The organism is Actinokineospora sp. HUAS TT18, from assembly GCF_051364635.1.
Lineage (GTDB): Bacteria > Actinomycetota > Actinomycetes > Mycobacteriales > Pseudonocardiaceae > Actinokineospora.
In genome coordinates this window covers 1,150,786-1,168,530 of sequence record NZ_CP195645.1, presented here as the reverse complement: position 1 = coordinate 1,168,530, position 17,745 = coordinate 1,150,786, and the positions used below count along the sequence as shown (strand labels likewise).

Here is a 17,745-nt window from a genome sequence, read left to right as displayed (position 1 = left end):
CTCAGGCGACCCTTCTGGCGTTCGTGCTGCGCAGGCCCTCAGGCCGGAACACGAGGATGATCACGAGCATGAGGAACCCGAACGCGCTCTGGTAGGCCGGGCTGATGTAGGCGGAGCCGAGGCTCTCGACCACGCCCAGGATCAGCCCGCCCGCGACCGCGCCCCACACGCTGCCCAGCCCGCCGAGCACCACGACGACGAACGCGCTGAGCAGAATGTGGTCGGCCATGTGCGGGGACACCTGGAAAGTCGGCGCGTAGGCGACCGCGGCGACACCCGCGAGCATCCCGGCCACCAGGAACGCCAGGGTGTACTGGCGGCGCAGCGGGACGCCGAGGATCGCCGCCGCCTCCCGGTCCTGGGCGACCGCGCGCATGGCGCGGCCCAGCGACGTGCGCGACAGCAGCAAGTGCAGCGCGGTGAGGGAGATCGCGGCGAGGACGACGAGTGCGGCCTTCACCCCGGACAGCGAGACCGGACCGACGGTCAGCAGGACCGTGTCGTACGGGGTGTCCATCGAGCGGCCCTCCCCGCCGAAGCCGTGCAGCGCGACGTTCTGCAGGATCAGCAGCAGGCCGAGCGCGACGGCGGGGGCGGCGGCGGGCGTGTCGACCACCCAGCGGTAGGCGAGGAGTTCGGTGAGGACCGAGACCACGCCCCCGCAGACGATCCCGGCCGCCGCCGCCAGGCCGAAGGGCGCTCCGGCGTCGCTCACGACCAAGGTCGCGTAGGCGGCGACGACGATGACCCCGGCGTGGGCGAAGTTGGGCACCGCCATCACCCCGTAGATCAGGGTGAGGCCGACGGCGACCACCGCGAAGAGGCAGCCGAGGAACACGCCGTTGACGAGAACCTGACTCATTTGCAGGCATCCGCGTTGAAGACCGCGTCCACGACCTTGCCCTCCGCGACGTCGAAGGTCATCGCGCTGGCCAGCGTGTGCCGCTGTGAGCAGAAGATGGTCACCTCGGAGGCGGTGCGCGCCCCGCGGTTGTCGAACAGCGTGTTCTTCGCGGACGGGATCCAGCCGCTGACCGTGCCCTCGGGGACGCCGATCTCCGGCAGCGCCCGGTGGATCTTCTCCGGGTCGGTGGTGCTGCCCGCCTTCGCCATCGCGGCGGCGACGATGAAGGGGAAGTCGTAGGCCCACATGGTCAGGTCCTGCGGGTACTCGTTCCACCGCTGCTCGTAGGCTCTGGCGAACGCGGCCGCGGCCGGGTTCTTCGACGTGGTGGGCAGCGTCCCGGCGCAGTCGAAGTTGTCCACCATGAACGTGCTGAACTTCTCGCCGAGGATGGCCTCGGCCTGGTTCGGGTTGACCCCGGAGCTGTGGAACACCGGGCCCGACCAGCCGGACTGCCGCAGTTGCTTGAGCACCGGCAGGATCACGCCGGTGACGCTGGAGAGGTAGATCGCGTCCGGCTTGGCGGCGACCGCGGCGCTGATGGCGTTGCTGTAGTCGGTGGCGCCGAGCGGATACTCACTGGCGGCCACGACGGTCAGGCCCTCGGCGGGCGCCGACTTGCGCACCAGCTCGGTCAGGCCCTCGCCGTACGGCTCGCCTTTCGCGGTGATGACGGCGATCGAGGTCAGGCCGAGCTTCTGCTTGGCGTAGGCGAGGCAGCCGGGCACATAGGTGTGGGAGCCGCCGCGGGTGAGGTAGAGGTGTGGGTCCTTGTCCAGGATGCTGGGGAAGCTGCTGTCCAGAATGTTGATCATCGGGACCGGCTTGCGCTGCAACTGCGGGACATAGGTGGCCGAGCCGAGTCCGTAGGCGATGACCGGCAGGTGCTGCGCCTGGGTCATCTCCCGCAGCGCGGTCACCCCGCTGGTGGCCGGGTCCGACTTGTCGTCGGCGTAGGTGATCTCCAGCGTGCGGCGCTTCCCGTCGACGGTGAAGCCGACCTTGTTGAGCGCCTCGACGCCCATGGTCATGGCGTTCTTCTCGGCCGGGCCGAGGGTGGCGTAGACGCCCGACATCGACAGGATCGCGCCGACCGTCACCACCGGGTCGTCCGCGCCTGCCTGGGTGCCGCAGCCCGCGGCGGTGATGGCGAGCGAGGCGGCGAGCAGTGCGGTCGGAATTCTTTTGGGCATGGCGAAGCCTCCGCGTGGCGGATAGGGATGGGTGGGGGGGTGGAGGGTCAGGAGGTGACGCGGTCGAGCCAGACGAGCAGGTCGGCGACGACCTCGTCGCGGTTGGTCTCGTTGAACAGCTCGTGTCGCGCGTCGGGATAGGTGCGGTAGGTGATGTCGGCGAGTCCGGCCTTGCGGTACCGCTCGACGGCGAGGTCACTCAGCGCCAGGTGCTGGTTGAGCGGGTCGCGGTCGCCGACGAGGACGTACAGCGGCAGGTCGGCGGGGATCCCGGCGGGCTCGGCGAGCCGGGCCGTCGCCGCGCCCGCGAGGCCGCCCATGGACAGCTCGTCCAGGGTGAAGCCGCACAGGGGGTCAGCGACGTAGAGGTCGACCTGGGCCTCGTCGCGGCTGAGCCAGTCGGCCTCGGTGCGCGCGGGCTGGAACCCGGCGTTGAACGCCGCCATCACGTCGCCGCCCGCGGCCGCGAGGACCCCGAACAGCTCGTCGACGGCTGTCGTGCCGGACAACGCCACCGCGTCGACCAGCGCGGAGTGGTCGAGCATGTACTGCTGGGCCGCGAAGGAGCCGAGACTGTGGCCGAGCAGCACGACAGGAACACCGGGGTGGTGCTCGCGCAGGATCCGGGTGAGGGCGGCCACGTCCTCGACCAGGAGGTTCCAGCCGTCGGCGCCGAGCACGCCGGGCTGTCCGGGCAGCATGGTGGCGCCGTGGCCGCGGTGGTCGGCGGCGTAGACGGCGTAGCCCCTGGCCGCGAGCGCGTGCGCCAGTGGGGCGTAGCGCAGGGCGTGCTCGCCCATGCCGTGCGCGATCTGGACGACGCCGCGCGGTTCGGCCGCCGCCCACTCGTGGACGTGGACGGTGAGGCCGTCGCTGCTGGTGAAGGTGAACACGGATGGCTCCTTCGCCGGGGGTTCGATGGCGCGTTTGAGGATTTTCCCGCTGGGACCGGTGGGCAGCGCGTCGAGCAGCCAGACGTGCCGCGGGTACTTGTAGGCGGCGACGCGCTCCTTGACGAACGCCCGCAGCTCGTCCGCCGTCGTCGCGGCGCCCGCCCGGAGGACGACCGCGGCGGCGACCTCCTCGCCCAGATGGTCGTCGGGCACGCCGAGGACCGCGGCCAGTTCCACGTCGGGGTGCTCGTGCAGGACTTCTTCGATCTCGCGCGGGTACACGTTGTAGCCGCCCCGGATGACGAGGTCCTTCTTGCGGTCGACGATGAACAGGTAGCCGTCGTCGTCCTGCCAGGCGAGGTCGCCGGTGCGCAGCCAGCCGTCGGGGATCGCCAGGCGCGTCTCGAGTGGACGGTTCCAGTAGCCCTTCATCACATTGGGCCCGCGCACCGCGATCTCGCCGATACCGCTGTCCTCGTCGACCAGCTTCACCTCGACGTCGCGGATCGGTGTGCCGATCGACCCGGGCTTGCGCGGGCGGTCGGCGTGGTTGAACGTCACCACCGGACTCGTCTCCGACAGCCCGTACCCCTCCAGGATCACGCAGCCGAAGGCGCGCTCGAACTCGTGCAGCAGTTCCACCGGCAGCGACGCGCCGCCGGAGACACACTGGCGCAGCGACGAGACGTCCGCGTCCTTGGCGGCAGGATGGTGCAGCAGCGCCGAGTACATCGTCGGCACCCCGGCGAAGACCGTCACGCGGTCGCGTTCGATGGCGTCGAACGCGGCCTGGGGATCGAAGCGCGGCAACAGAGTGAGCTCGGATCCCTTGTATACCGCCGAGTTCATCGCGCAGGTCTGGCCGAAGGTATGGAACAGGGGTAGGCAGCCGAGGATCACGTCGTCGGACTGGAGCCCCTGCACCCCGCCTGCGTAAACGGCGGTGTTGTGCGAAAGGTTGCCGTGGGTCAGCGCGGCGCCCTTGGGATGGCCGGTGGTGCCGGAGGTGTAGAGGATGACCGCGGTGTCGTCATCGGCGACCGGCTCGATCGCCTGGTGCGGCGCGTGTTCGGCGAGCAGGGCGGCCAGTGCGTCCGGCTCGGCGGCCACGACGGCGGCGCCCGCCGCGGCGGCGCCCTCGGCGCCATCCCCCGGCCCGTCGCCGCGGACGAAGATCAGCGCGGCGCCGGAGTCCTTGAGGTAGAACGCCGCCTCACGGGCCTTGAGCAGCGGGTTCATCGGGACCACGACGCGGCCCGCCCGCAGGATCCCGTAGTAGAGGACGACGAACTCCAGGACGTTGGGCAGCATCAGCGCGACCGGGTCACCGGGCTTGGTGCCCAGGCGGCGCAGCAGGGCCGCCACCCGCGCCGACCGCTCGTCCAACTCCTGGTACGTCACGGCCTCGGCGCCGAGGCGCAAGGCGGTGCGGCCGGGGTGGCGCCGGGCCGAGTCGAGCAGGTTGGCCGCCAGGTTGGGCATCGTCGACCTCTCGGATACGTGACGTTCAAGACGCCGAAATCATCACGCCCGGTGCCCGGCTATCCCATGGCCGCACCGACAGCATCACCCCCGACAGTGTTGTTCCCGGGAACAAAGAGGTTACGTTTATGCTGCGGAAATGAAGCGCACAACGCCACCGGACGCCATCGTCGGCGTCGCCTACGTCCTGCTGGATCGCATCGACGATCTCGGCCTGCGACTGGCGCGGCGGATGCGCAGCGAGATCGAGTCCTACGGCAACGAGGCCCAGGTGCCGTTCGAGACCATCCGCGTCTCGTGCACCCGCAACCTGCGGCTGATGGCGCTGCACTTCACCACCACGGCCCCGGTCGACCCGGAACCGCCCAAGGAGACCGGGCGGCTGCGCGCGCAGCAGGGTGTGCCGCTGGCCGAGACGCTGCACGCCTACCGGATCGGCTTCGAGTTCCTGTGGTCGGAGATGGTCGCCGAGGCCCGCAGGCAGCCCGCGGTGACCGACGCGATGCTGGTGTCGCTGGCCGCGGAGGTGTGGTGGCTGGCGGGGGAGTACTCGGTGGCGGTCGCCGCCGCGTACCGCGAGACGACCTCCGAGCTGATGCTGCAGCGCGAACACGAGCGGTCGGTGCTCGTGGAGGCCCTGTTCACCGGTGTCATCGCCGACAGCAACACCCTCGGCGAGACCGCCCGCATCCTGGGCCTGCCCGCGACCGGCCGCTTCGCCGTGGTCGCCGCCGACGTGCTCGCCCCCGGCCGCGAGGCCCTGCCCGGCATCGAGGCCTCCCTGCGCTCGGCCAGGGTCGCCTCCGCCTGGCGCCTGCTGCCCGACCAGCAGATCGGCGTGGTGTCGTTCGCCCCCGCCCTGGAGGAAACGGCACTCAAGGCGCTGCGCAAGCACCGTGCCCGGGTCGGCGTGAGCCCGCCCTACGAGTCGCTGCGCGAGACCCCGCAGGCACTGCGGTTCGCCCGGCTCGCCCTGGCGGGGCTGCACGGCAAGCGCTCCGGCGTCGCCAGGTTTGACGACAACCCGCTCGCCATGGTGGTGGCCGCCGCGCCCGCCGAGGCCGACCGCATGGTGCGGCTGCGCCTCGGCGCCGTCCTCGACCTGCCCCAAGAGGAACGCGTCCGCCTGCTGGAGACCCTCGACCACTGGTTCGCCGCGGGCGGCTCCGCCACCGAGACCGGCCGCCGCCTCTACATCCACCCCAACACCGTCCGCTACCGCAGGCGCCGCGTCGAGGACCTGACCGGTCGCTCCCTGGACGACCCCCAGGCCATCCTCGACCTCGGCGCCGCGTTGCAGGCCCTACCGGTCCTGAGGGCACGGGAAAATCAGTCCGAAGAGGTTCCATCAAACTGATTTGTGCCTTTGTGCGCATGGCGGGCCACCCGCTCCGGTCGCGGCTGTTGATCGAGCTGGCCGACCGAGCGGGTAGGTGAACCGGGCGGGCACCAGATCCTGCTCGCCGACCCGGCGGGCAACCTCGTCGGACTGTTCCAGCCCGCGCCGCTGACCGTCGGCACACCGCTTCCATCCTGACCCGGCACCATCGCCCCGCACGTACACTTTGGACAGACAGGTAGCCGAGGCGACATCGTGGTGAACGTCCGGATTTTGCTGCGCCGCCCGCCGGGGACACCGAGCGCGCTCCGGAGCGCAGGTCGCGAAACCCTCATTGCTGGAGCCGTCTTCGGCTACCCTGCCGTTCGTGCCCGGACAGACCTGGTCCCCCGATCCTGAGAAGCCCGTCATCGAATACCGGCCCGGCCGGTGGGTGTTCATCGGCGGGCTGGCCATGTTCGTCGTCTTCGGATTGATCGCCGTCTTCCCGGACGTCGGGCAACCGTCGGCTTCGTCGAGAGCGAAGAACATGTCTCCGGCCGCCGCGTCGTTCCTCTTCGGCGCGCTCGCACTGAGCGGCCTGCTGGTCATGATGGGCTTCGTCCCCCGCGTGCATCGCTTCGTCGTCGATCAACGTGGACTGTGGTGGCGAGCCGGTCGCGGATCCGATCTGATCGCGTGGGAGGAGTTGCGTGCCGTGCGCGGACGGGAACCGCGCCCGCCGGTCAAGGGCGACCCGCACTCGAAGCCCGTGCTGCCTGCCCTGGTGTTCACCCCCGCGGACGGCCGTTTCGCGACTCGCCATAGCGCGCTGGTGAAACCCGTGCCGGACGCCAATCCGGAAGTGGAACTGAGACTGCCGAACGCCGCCACGGTCCGGCAGTTGGCCCAGGAGATAGCCAAAGTCCGGCCGGAGCTACTTCAATGACGCCCTTGGCGGGTTCCAGCCCGGGGCTTTCGTGCGGGCGTGGTGGCTGGCTCTGAAGACCTGGGCGAATTCTGATCGTCGAGGTCGGAATTCACGCGGTTCGAGGAGCACCTTTTCGGTTAGGAAGTCCACTGGGTCCTATCCGTGGCTTGCTGTCGACGGGTCAGGTTCCGGCGTTCGTGGCGTCCCAGGCGGATGAGCGGCCCTCGGGAGACCAGGAAGCCGCCCGGAAGTGCCTTGCCGACGCGGAGGCCCGGCTCTGACGCTTTCAGGATGCCATCGGCGCGGGTGTAGACCCGATGCCCGATAGAACTGGACGTCATTACTCCCTGCTTACGAAGGACGGCCACTATCCCTGGTCGATGGCGGGTGAAGCCGTTCGGGTGATGTCCTTGCGTGCGGCGAGCCAGGTGATGAGCGCGGCGAATGCGAGGTGACCACCGATGGTCACGATCATTTCCCGCGTCGAGCTCTGGACGGCGCCCTGCTCGGTGTGGACGCCGTTCGTCAGGCTCACGGTCAGGGCGAGCAGGTTATTGATGGAGTGGTAAGCGACGGCGGCTTCAAGACCGCCGGTGCGCAGGGTGATCCAGACCAGGGTCAGGGAGAACACGACGAACTCCGCGATGATCATCGGATCGCTGTAATCGTGGACGAGGCCGAACAGCGCGGTGGAGATCAGCGCACCGATCCAGGGGGTACTGAACCAAGAGGCGAAGGACTGGATGAGCAGACCGCGAAAGACGTACTCCTCCCCGGCGGCCTGAAAGACCACGAACGGGAGGTACACGAGCACCGGGGCCAGCGTGAGTGGCGTGACGGACGACCATTCAACAGTCTCGCCCCTGGTCAAGAGGTTCGCGATAAGCGTCAGCGCCGCGATCAGGAAGCACCAGCCCAGCCACCGCAGGCGAATCCGACCGAGGACGCTGGAGACAGTGCCGCCGGGACGTCGGTCGACGACTCGCGCGATCAGCATGACGCCAGGGACGAGGGTCCCCGCCAGCCCGGCGACCAGGGGCAGCATGCCCCAGGGCAACGACCCCTCAGGCAGACCGAACACCACCTGGAGCACCAGGCTGAGCGCTTGGCTGAGCGCGAACACCACGGACACCAGCACCAGTGCGAGCAGGGGTTTCCACCAGCGGTATGCCGCCGTCTTCGCCAGCAGGTGATAGGACGTGCCGGGTGCCTGTCCGATACGTGTGACCATGGGGAATGTATAGGGCAATGCGATCCCTGCCGCGCGGTCCGGTTGCGGGTATCACTCAAACGAGACTCATCCACCTGACAAATTCACCGGAGAGCACCATCTTTCACAGTGAAAACTGTCCACCTTTGAGCAATTTCGCATCCGGTTGAGCGCATCGGCGCCGACCCACAGGAACTATCCTGAATCGATACCTGGGCAAGGGCAGCGGCAGGTGCCGTATTCGGAACTGGCGCCGGACCGCGGTCATCGGCGATTCCTGGGCCGCGTGGCCGATATTTAAGGGCTGATCCAGGACACCACGCGCCGATTGGCCGACTCGCACCCACCAGGTACGGAGCACCACGACGTCCCTGAGGTGTTCAGCCCCGCACAGACAGCGTCTGTCGAGTACTCGCCCAGACCCGGAGTTGACGTCCGTCTTCCCGTTGTCTCCCGATCAGTAGTGGATCTCGGCGAAATGCGTGGTAAACCCGTCGCAGACAACGGGGCGGTCAGCAGCGCAGCGAGATCCACAGTGGACTGCACGCAGGTGATCCAGGTGAAGCGAACTCATCGCCGCACCGACACCTCCAGGGTTGCCGTCCTTTCGCCGGTCATGGTGTGACGGTGAAGGGGCGCATCATGTCGTTGTCTTCGTGTTCGATGATGTGGCAGTGGTGGACGTAGGTCTGTGGTGCGGTGAGGCCCGCGGGCAGGTCGAACTTCGCCCTTATCGTGGTGAACTGGCCGGGGTTGGCCTTCACGGTGTCCTTGAAGCCGCGTTCGTCGGGGTCGGGCGGGCGCATGGGGCCGGTCGCGAACGGGGTCGGGTCGATACCTCCTGGCACGCCGTCCGGACCGCCGTACGCGGCTTCGTAGGCGTCGACGTCGAACGGGGTCCGGCCGATCACCTGGTGGTTGACGAGGTGGGTGTGCAGGGGGTGGGTGTCGGCGGTCAGGTTGATGTAGGTCCAGTCCTCCACCGCGCCGAGCGCCGGTGTCTCCGTCGCGGGCGCGTCGAACCGCGCGGCGTTGATGTTCACCACCCAGTCCTCGGTCTCCGCGTCGACCTCGTTGAGGGTGATGTAGCGGGTCGTGGTGGCGGTGGGCAGGTTCGCCGCGCGGCCGGGCAGGCTCGCCGGGATCGCGGTCGGCCCGGGTTGGGTCACCGAGGTGCCCACGCGGATTCGCATCACGGTGGACAGCGGGCCCGCGGGCGTGACGACCGGCCGCGGCGGCTGGGCGTTCCTGACCACTGTCGTCTGCCCGGCGAGAGGGCGGAAGTCGACGAGCACGTCGGCCCGTTCGGCCGGGGCGAGCACCAGCTGCCGCATCCGCACCGGCACGTCCCACAGGCCGCCCTCGGCCCCGATCTGCCACATCGGCGCCCCGCCCAGGCCCAGGTTGAGGATGCGGGAGTTGCACCCGTTGAGGATCCGGAACCGGTAGAGCCGCGGCTCGACGTCCAGGAACGGCCAGACTTTGCCGTTGACCAGCATGACGTCGCCGAAGAACTCGCCGATCCACACGACGCCGGGAATGTCGCTTCGCGGGTACAGCAGCGTTCCGTCCGGGTTGAACCGGCGATCCTGGATGACAAGCGGGATCTCGTATGCCCCGCCCGGGATGCCGATCGGGTTCGGCTCCTCACCGGTGTCGAACTCGTCGCGCAGGATGTAGGCGGCGGCGAGCCCGGCGTAGACGTTGAGCCGGGTCGCGCCGAGTCCGTGATCATGGAACCACAGCAGCGCGGCGGGCTGCTGTGGTGACTCGTTGGGGTAATAGGCGACCTGGGTCTCGCCGTGGCCGAAGCCGCCCGGATGCGCGGCGGGGTTGCCGTCGCTGTGCGCGGCGACGAATCCGCCGTGCAGGTGCGTCAGCGTCCGCACGTCCTCACCGTGCGGCACCAATCGCAAGTCGACGGGAAGCCAGTCCGGGTAGGTCCGCGCGAGCTGGTTGGTGAAGCTCACTCTGAGGGGAGTGCCGGTGCGGGCGAGGACGGCCATGCCGAACGACCCGGCTTGGCCGGACAGTCCAGAGCCGTCGTCATAGGCCCACAGCGGTGTGGGAGGCAAGTGCGGGTGCAACTGTCTGCTGATGACGGTCTGGGTGAAGGTGTACCCATCGGCCCCACTCTGGGTCGCCACCACGATTCCCGCTCCGGGTAAGGGGACCGGCTCGACAAACTTGGCAAGCTTCCCACCCACCTTGGCGGATGCGGACCCCGTCCGGCGCAGGGCCAGCGTCGCTCCCACTCCGACGCCGTAGCCGATGAACCGTCGACGACTGATTTCCGCCATCGCCATCACCTTCGCAAGTCTCGTCGACCCGGTGAACGTCGCTGGTGGCAGCGTGTGAGGCCACGTTTCCGGTCAACAGAGTCGAACGTCCCGAAGTCAGGGGACCGACGATGGCCGCGGCGTCCGAGACGAGGGCGGCCGAACAACGGCGATCAGCGATTGCCGGGCCGGTCGCTCATGACTGGGTGGTGATGGTCAGTTGGGCGCGGTGAAAGTCGAAGTGCCGGGCCGGGATCGGTAGACATCGGCGAGGGTCGTGAAATCCTGGAAGAACCGGTCCCAGCGGGTGGGGTGCATGCCCCGGGCGGGGTCTACCTCGGACTCGTTGTCGAATCCGCGGTGCGGCGCGGCGATGGCACGGTCGAACAGCGATGCCATCTGCCTGCGGCCGAGGGCGCCACCGAGGCATGATGACGTGCTGCGTGAGCTCACGCAGTGGTGCATCGAGCGGCGGTGCAGCCTGCAGGTGACGCGCTCCAGTGGGTTGAATCCCGCGTCCTCCGCCGTGTCCTCTTTGGACAGAATGGTGGCCAGTACGCGGTCGCGCAGATCGCTGGCCGCAGAGACAACCGGCCCACACGCACACGGCCTACTCGTCGCCATCACCACCCGCGCCCAATCGCTGATCACCACCGCCCTGGAGATCACCCAAAGCCTGCCGCCGGTCTAGCCGTAGCGCGCTGATCACTCCAACGTCGCCCGAGTCCAGGAGGCAGGACTGTTGAATGGCGCGGAACTTGCAGGCCCGACAGCCGCCCCCGGCCGCAGCGAACTCGGTGACGAATGCCAACAGGCTGGAACCGCGCACCGAAGTCCAGCTTGTGCTCAGAGGACCAAGTCGAGCCGCTGTGCAGCCGACTACCATCGGGCTGTCCCCGCTCCGCCATCCGACACGTCCGCCTCCCCGCGACCGGGGCGGGTGGTTGCCAGTCCTGGACGACTTCACCCCCCCTCGGCGACATCACCGCTGGCAGTGGGCGGGGTCGAGATCGCGGGGGCGCAGGCCGAGTGCTCCGCCGCGTCGGCAGGCGGTTTCGGTGTGCAGTCGGACCAAGAGTGTGTCGAGTTCAGGGTCGTCGCCTGTGATGGCGGCGAAGTGGTTGATCTCGGCGAGTTGGCTGTTGGTGAGCGCCCCGCGGGTAGACGGTTGGCGGTGCGGCTTCGCGGCCCGGCGCGCGGGGTTCTCCGCTTCGGTGATCAGGCCGTCTTTCTCGGCGTGCTTGTAGAGGCAGCGCAGCGCGGATATGAAACTCTCGGCCGCGCTTCCTCCGCCACGGCCGTTTCTGCGCAGGACTGAGGTCGCTTTGATGTCCTCGCGGAACTCGGCGATCTCAGTAGAGGTCGGTTCGAGAAGCGTTCGTGTACCCCACTTGTCCGAGAGGCGTTTCCAGTAGGTCATGTATGTCTGTCGGGTGGCGTCGGATACCGCCGCGGCGACGATCGGGATGTAGGCCTCGATTGTCGGTACCGGTTTGCGGCGGGGTGGTTCGCCCATCAGGTCGGCGGGGTCCACGCCCATTTGCTGCAACACGAGCCGGGCGGCGGCGACCAGATCGGGGCTGTTGACCTCAGCGGTCATTGTCATCTCCACGTGCGAGGGAGGCGTGGTAGGCGGCGATCATCGAGTCGACGGCTGCCAGTGGGTGGACGACGAGGACGTCATGGTTGGGATCAGCGGCGATGAGGACTTGGTCGCCCGGGCCGAGGCCGACACGGTGGCGTACGGCCGCGGGCAGCACGATGTAGGGCTTGTGGCCCATCGCGAACGGTCCGCTCGGCTCGCGAACCACGACGACGGAACCGGACACCACCGCGATTTGCAGGCGATCCCCGGCGGCCCATCCCAGCGCGGCCACGGTGACGCGGTTCGACACCCGGCCTGCGGAGTCGATCTGGGCCATTCCGTACCGCAGAGACTTGCCGCGAGGCAGCGGCAGCAACTCGGCCAGCGGCAGCGGCGGGGTGGCCGACCGGTCCCTGGGCGTCGCCGAGCCCGGCGACAACCGCGGCGGAATGAGCGCGGCGACTGTTCGATCAGTCATCGCCGACACCGCCCGCCGCGCCCCGCCTCGAGCAACGGCGGCCGCGAGTCGGACCAAGAAAGAAGCGCGGCTCGTAGTTGCCTACGAACCGCGCGTATACAGGAGATTTCCCAGGAATATGTGTCCGAGGACCGAGTTGCGCATTAACCACACGCATCGCGCTTTTGTGACCTGTCCCGATTAGATTCCGTCCGGGACGGGTTCTGCGACGCTTCTTTAGCCCTTTGACCTCGGAGTTCTCCTGGGGGACGGGTTCTCAGCGGGTGTCCCGCATGTCCCGGAGCTCCGCCTACGACCTCGGTCGTGGAGTCCGCACCGCACCCATGGACCGAGCCAGACTTCAACGATGGCCACGTCGATGTGTCGGGGTGCGAGCAGCCAGCGTGACGGCGCGGGGGTGCCGTCACACGTGAGCGTGAGCCTGCAATGCGACACCTTCGTCGTCAGCCTTGCCGACGCGCCTTCGGCCGCGGATGGTCGTGAGAGCATGTTGGCAGATGCTCTTCTGTGGGAGGAACCAAAAGTGAGTCCTCGGGCTGGCGGTGAAGCGGACAAGTTCGGCAATCGCTATGAAGGTATTTGGACTGTCTTGCAACTGCTCTACATCCTGAACGGCGATGTCCATTCCATCACAGTCGAGGACATTGGCGATCTAGGTCAAGGTGCTGAGTTTATTCTCCGCCGTCGCGATACGACGGAGGCTCACCAGCTAAAGCGCCAGCATGGCAACGCCAATAGTTGGACGGTAAAGAGCCTCCACCAAGAGGGCGTTTGGAACAATGCTCGACTGCACGTCGAGGCTGGGCGGCAATTCGTCTTTGTTTCCATAATTCCTGCCAGCCCGCTGCAGGAGTTGGCAGACCGGGCCAGGCGGTCCGAAAATCTAACGGCATTTGTAGACTCTTGGCTAAACAAGAAGCTCCGGGAGTCGTTCGATGAACTGGCCTCAAGCGCAATATTTGGTTCCACGGACGTTGCATGGACCGCTCTTCGCGGCATTCAGTTTAGATGTATTGATGAGGGCGAAGTTATCCATATGGCGTCCGCTCTGGCAGGTTTGCTATTGGAAGGGGCGGAAGGTCGTCTAGCCATTGCTGGATTGGGCGATCTGGTGCAGCACAATCTTGGCGCCGCTTTAGATGCCCCATTGATTGAGGCCAAACTAGCTGAGTACGGGCTCCGGCGGGCGAAACATAGTCTGGACACGACGCTGAGTGAAAGAGTCAGGTCTATAACTACCGGATGGAAGGAAAGTCTGGAGCGCCAACTTCTTCAGCCGGTGATAGAACGCCCTGAAGCGGACGACGTTGGACTCTTGTTAATGGGCGACAGCAGGTTGGTTTGCTTGCTTGGTCCAGCGGGCGGAGGAAAGAGTGCGATCGTTCTTGATGCTGTATCTCGACTCGATGCGGATGTCTCAGATGTTCTTGCGTTCCGAATCGATCGTCTTGAGCCGTTCAACTCTACAGTGGAGTTGGGCCGCCAACTCGACTTAGGAGTGTCACCAGTCGCCGCGCTCGCGGCTGTGGCCAAGAATAGGCGAGCGATTCTCGTCATAGATCAAGTCGATGCGGTCAGCCTCGTGTCTGGCCGAATGCCTCGGAGCTTCGATACGATTGCAGACCTGATCCGCGAATCGGCTGCGTTTCCCAACATGTGCGTGCTACTGGCGTGTAGGAAGTTCGACTACGAGCATGATCACCGAATTCGGGATCTTGTTAATGCCACGGCCAGTGACCAAGTCGCTGCGTCTGACCTGTCTGAGTCGCAGATTGTTGAAGCCGTCAAGAGCATGGGACTCGACGCATCGAGGTTGACGACGAAGCAGAAAACATTGCTTCAAAGTCCGCTTAACCTTGTCCTGCTCCGAAGCGTCGCGGATGAGACTAAGGCACTTTCGTTTCAAACAACGAAGAGTCTGTTCGACGCTTTCTGGCGTAGAAAGCAATCCGAGTGTCGACTGCGGCGTGACGGAGTCCGCTTCGCTGACGTGTTGATGAAGCTTGCGGAGGCTATCAGTACCAGACAACGCCTCTCCGTGTCGGAGTCAATCTTCGATATCGGCGATCTTTCGGTAGACGCTGACATTCTTGTGTCGGAGCACGTATTGACCCGCGACAGCGATCAGGTCGCATTTTTCCATGAGACGTTCTTCGACTATGTCTTCGCCCGCGGTTGGATGGCGAAGAACGAGTCGCTGATAGACTTCCTTGCAGGCGGTGAGCAAGAGCTATTTCGTCGTGCGCAGGTGCGTCAGATTCTGAACCATATACGTGAGCAAGACCCTGAGCGCTTCACCCGCGAGGTCGAGAGTCTTCTGACGAGTGCAAAGATTCGTTTCCATCTCAAAGACGTCGTCATTGCGATTCTGAGCGAGCTGGCCGACCCAACCTCATCAGAGTGGTTCATGATACAGCGTGTGTTGGATACGAATCCGGACTTTGCTGATCGGCTGTGGCTCGTGATTCGATCTGAGCCGTGGTTCGAGCGCCTTGACGGTGAGGGACTGATCAGTGCATGGCTCGGGCATTCAGAAGCGAGCAATGTCTCTCACGCACTTGATGTCATGGTTTCGGCCGTCAAAGCTGCACCGGACCGGGTAGCTGAACTGTTGAAACCACATGCGAGGCAAACAGAAGCGTACCCTCAGTGGTTGCAGTGGGTGGTGCGCTTCTCAAATCTGTTTGACTCCCGCGCGTTGTTTGATCTGGTTCTTGATGCTGTACGAAGTGGCCAATACGGCAGCAATGTTGACGAGCTTTGGATGTCGGTTCACGGGCTAGGCCAGCGTCAACCAGGATGGGCAGTCGAACTGCTTGACGCCTACCTTGTCGATCGACCAGGCGCGATGTCTCTGGATTCGTCTGGAGCCATCGCAGCGCTCAAGGACCGTGAGCACGATGTAGTTGACCTAGTGAGACACGCGGCTGAGGGTGCGCCGAAGGAATTCGTCGAGCGGTTAGTGCCTTACATGTTGCTGGTCATGGACTTGACGACGTATGGGACCGAACCTCCTCTGCAAGACCAACATTTCTCTCATCGTTACGCCAACCACGAACCATATGACCTTGGCGACGCGCTAGTTGTTGGTATGGGAGCGGCCTTCCGACGCATAGCAGAAGATGACCTCCTTCTTCTGAGGCCAGTTCTTGAGACTTTGGCTGCGGATAGACACGAGGCCGCCCAGTGGCTCCTCTATGAGGCATTCCGTACTGCTGGTGCCGAACTCGCCGATTGGGCGTCGGAGATTCTGTTGGAAGGTAAGCACAGATTCCTGAGTGGAAACTCAGAAAGTTCCGTTTGGTCAGCTAGACTAGTCCTTCAAGTCATCAATTCACACATTTCGGACGACGTGTTTGCGCAACTAGAGCGTGCCGCCATTGAGTTGCAGTTCTCGTGGGAGACGCGTAAGAGCCGTGGTTGGTATTCGTTCTCTATCCTATCTGCGTTGGATGAGCTGCGATTGTCAGAAGCTGGACGCCGGAGACTCGGAGAGCTACGGCGGTTCTTCAGCATTAATCAGCCTCCGCCACCCAGGGGTGCGCGCGGTGGCACAATCGGTTCCCCGATTAGTCAAGATGCGATCCAGCACATGAACGACGGCCAGTGGCTGGGAGCGATTGTAAAGCACGGTAGCGACAAGACAGATTGGGATAAGGAAACCGGAGGCGCGCGCGAACTGTCCCATGTGCTTAAAGAAGAAGTAGTCAAGAGCCCGCGACGATTTGCGCTTCTCGCACTAAACTTCGACGCAAACACTCACGTGGCGTACGCAGATGCAATCCTCCTGGGATTGGCCGACGCGCAGCAATTATCCGACCCGGAGCCCATCTTTGATGCGGTGCGGCACATCGCAGCTCTCGGCAATTCGTCGAACGATCGGTGGCTTGGATCTGCACTGCGAAAGTATCTCAAATCTGAAATGCCAATCGATCTTGCTGAATTGATTCTGGCACGGGCCTTGCGGTCGGTCGATCCGGTCGATGACGCATTGTCAATCAGGTCAGACAGGCCGGATCGGGCGGCAGAAGACATCTACACGTCGGGCGTTAACTCCGGACGGGGTCAATCGGCCTTGACCATTGGCGACTGGCTTGTTTACGATACCGATGGTTCGCGTTCAGAATTGGTTTCGCGTCATCTTGGCCAGCTTGCGGGGGACGCAGCTATTGCGGTCCGCTCGTGTGTAGCGCATGTCATTGCGGCGAGTCTACGCCATAATCGCCTACAAGCAGTATCTGCATTCAATCGGCTAGTGGAAGCGGACGACCTGCTACTTGCTACACACACCGTCGAGCGGCTGATGATGTATATAGGAAACACGGAATCATCGGTCGTGCTCCCAGTCATTGAGAGAATGGTCTCATCCAATGAATCGGTGACGAGAGAAGCTGGCGGCCGGTTGGCTGCGCTCGGCGGGTTGGAGTGGGGCCTTCGTGGTCTATTCGATGCCGCGGTGCAGACAGGTGACGCTTCCGTAAGAAAAGGAATGGCGCAAGTCTGCGCTCGTCATCTTCCGGCAAGTTCTGATGCCCAGCTTGCGGGAGAGTACGTCATTAAGTTCGCAAATGACGGGGACAGCGGTGTCCGAGGGGCGGCATCGCAAGTTGCGGTCGCACTGCGGGGGGAGAGGCTACGCAAGTATGAAGCTGTGCTCATCAAGTTAATGGAGTCGCCTGCTTTCGACCAGGCTAGGCCACAGTTGATCATCACCTTAGAATACGCGCCGGACAGGGTGGATGATCTGGTACTTAGGTGTGCTCGGCGATTTGTCGACGCAAATCTGGCTGAGGTTGGAGATATTAGAACGAGTGCTGCTAGCGATGCGCGAGGTATTAGCGAGCTGGTCGTTAGGGCATACGCTCAGGCACAGGATGTAGCGGGCCGAGGTGCGGCACTGGATCTCATTGACGATCTACTGAGGTATGGCGCTTATGGAGTGAATGAGCTGCTCGATGACACAGAGCGCCGATAGAGTGCTGACAATATCGGGCTCGATTCGAGGGCATTCGTTGCCTTTCTCCGATGACGCTTGATACGTCGAAGCCGTGCCAGGCCACGGGGAGTGGGACGTGGCCCGACAGACGGGGACGGTCTGCCGACGTGGAACAGACACCGGGGCGGCAGACCAGGAGGGAGCAAGCGGCGCACGGTGGCGGCCGTCATGCTCCGACGTGTCGGTCAGCGTCTTGCTGGAGAACTCGTGCCAGTTCCCGTGCGACGACCTCAGGCGGGATCGAACGGCACTTGGGCAAGTAGTCGCCCAGGGCGTCAAGTCGGGCGGTGAGTTCCTGCTGCTGTCGGTGAGCCCGCGTCCCCGGGATCCGGCTCCACCAAATCCACACCAGGGCGATCACCGCACTTCACCTCCGGACTCGACCGCGCGTGCCCAGCGATTGGCAATGGCCACTAGCTCTCGTTCGGTCAAAGCGTGGGACACCGTCACTACGCATCCGAACCACGCCAGCGCCG

General features: G+C 65.2%; 11 protein-coding genes. 3 read left to right on the top strand and 8 right to left on the bottom strand.

Features of this window, described 5'->3' with window-relative positions; translation table 11 throughout:
- Position 1 precedes the first annotated feature (1 nt).
- From ACSHT8_RS05225 to ACSHT8_RS05215, 3 genes are read right to left on the bottom strand one after another with little or no spacing between them, the layout of a single operon-like run.
- Complete coding sequence (locus ACSHT8_RS05225) at positions 2-862, bottom strand: branched-chain amino acid ABC transporter permease (RefSeq protein ID WP_436498217.1); 861 nt, start codon at positions 860-862, stop codon at positions 2-4.
- Positions 859-2,097, bottom strand: coding sequence for an ABC transporter substrate-binding protein (locus tag ACSHT8_RS05220; protein WP_436498214.1), 1,239 nt, complete (start codon positions 2,095-2,097; stop codon positions 859-861). The genes ACSHT8_RS05225 and ACSHT8_RS05220 overlap by 4 nt, the downstream gene beginning before the upstream one ends.
- A 47-nt stretch (positions 2,098-2,144) precedes the next feature.
- Complete coding sequence (locus ACSHT8_RS05215; RefSeq protein ID WP_436498212.1) at positions 2,145-4,472, bottom strand: alpha/beta fold hydrolase; 2,328 nt, start codon at positions 4,470-4,472, stop codon at positions 2,145-2,147.
- Between the two features lie 139 nt (positions 4,473-4,611).
- On the opposite strand from ACSHT8_RS05215, the gene ACSHT8_RS05210 reads away from it, so the two are divergent.
- Together ACSHT8_RS05210 and ACSHT8_RS05205 are read left to right on the top strand one after the other, a co-directional pair.
- Positions 4,612-5,829 carry a PucR family transcriptional regulator gene (locus tag ACSHT8_RS05210; protein WP_436498210.1) on the top strand — a complete coding sequence of 406 codons (1,218 nt, stop codon included), beginning with the start codon at positions 4,612-4,614 and terminating at the stop codon, positions 5,827-5,829.
- 349 nt (positions 5,830-6,178) lie between these two features.
- On the top strand, positions 6,179-6,739 hold the full coding sequence (locus ACSHT8_RS05205; protein ID WP_436498208.1) for a hypothetical protein: 561 nt from the start codon (positions 6,179-6,181) through the stop codon (positions 6,737-6,739).
- A gap of 349 nt (positions 6,740-7,088) precedes the next feature.
- Here ACSHT8_RS05205 and ACSHT8_RS05200 read toward each other — a convergent pair whose 3' ends face one another.
- From ACSHT8_RS05200 to ACSHT8_RS05180, 5 genes are all read right to left on the bottom strand, one after another.
- Positions 7,089-7,859 carry a CPBP family intramembrane glutamic endopeptidase gene (locus tag ACSHT8_RS05200; protein WP_436498206.1) on the bottom strand — a complete coding sequence of 257 codons (771 nt, stop codon included), beginning with the start codon at positions 7,857-7,859 and terminating at the stop codon, positions 7,089-7,091.
- Between the two features lie 686 nt (positions 7,860-8,545).
- Positions 8,546-10,231, bottom strand: a complete 1,686-nt coding sequence (locus ACSHT8_RS05195) for a multicopper oxidase family protein (RefSeq protein ID WP_436498204.1) — start codon at positions 10,229-10,231, stop codon at positions 8,546-8,548.
- A gap of 195 nt (positions 10,232-10,426) precedes the next feature.
- On the bottom strand, positions 10,427-10,879 hold the full coding sequence (locus ACSHT8_RS05190) for a hypothetical protein (RefSeq protein WP_436498202.1): 453 nt from the start codon (positions 10,877-10,879) through the stop codon (positions 10,427-10,429).
- 313 nt (positions 10,880-11,192) lie between these two features.
- Positions 11,193-11,810: a hypothetical protein gene (locus ACSHT8_RS05185; protein ID WP_436498200.1), complete on the bottom strand. Its 618-nt coding sequence runs from the start codon at positions 11,808-11,810 to the stop codon at positions 11,193-11,195.
- On the bottom strand, positions 11,800-12,273 hold the full coding sequence (locus ACSHT8_RS05180; RefSeq protein ID WP_436498198.1) for an AbrB/MazE/SpoVT family DNA-binding domain-containing protein: 474 nt from the start codon (positions 12,271-12,273) through the stop codon (positions 11,800-11,802). The genes ACSHT8_RS05185 and ACSHT8_RS05180 overlap by 11 nt, the downstream gene beginning before the upstream one ends.
- A gap of 409 nt (positions 12,274-12,682) precedes the next feature.
- Here ACSHT8_RS05180 and ACSHT8_RS05175 point away from each other — a divergent pair, with 409 nt between their 5' ends.
- Positions 12,683-17,248, top strand: a complete 4,566-nt coding sequence (locus tag ACSHT8_RS05175; RefSeq protein ID WP_436498196.1) for a hypothetical protein — start codon at positions 12,683-12,685, stop codon at positions 17,246-17,248.
- Positions 17,249-17,745 lie beyond the last annotated feature (497 nt).

Bases quoted from the DNA above. Each gene is read 5' to 3' on its own strand.
- ACSHT8_RS05180 (WP_436498198.1), bottom strand. From the start codon at position 12,273: ATGACTGATCGAACAGTCGCCGCGCTCATTCCGCCGCGGTTGTCGCCG.
- ACSHT8_RS05185 (WP_436498200.1), bottom strand. From the start codon at position 11,810: ATGACCGCTGAGGTCAACAGCCCCGATCTGGTCGCCGCCGCCCGGCTC.
- ACSHT8_RS05225 (WP_436498217.1), bottom strand. From the start codon at position 862: ATGAGTCAGGTTCTCGTCAACGGCGTGTTCCTCGGCTGCCTCTTCGCG.
- ACSHT8_RS05220 (WP_436498214.1), bottom strand. From the start codon at position 2,097: ATGCCCAAAAGAATTCCGACCGCACTGCTCGCCGCCTCGCTCGCCATC.
- ACSHT8_RS05210 (WP_436498210.1), top strand. From the start codon at position 4,612: ATGAAGCGCACAACGCCACCGGACGCCATCGTCGGCGTCGCCTACGTC.
- ACSHT8_RS05215 (WP_436498212.1), bottom strand. From the start codon at position 4,472: ATGCCCAACCTGGCGGCCAACCTGCTCGACTCGGCCCGGCGCCACCCC.
- ACSHT8_RS05195 (WP_436498204.1), bottom strand. From the start codon at position 10,231: ATGGCGGAAATCAGTCGTCGACGGTTCATCGGCTACGGCGTCGGAGTG.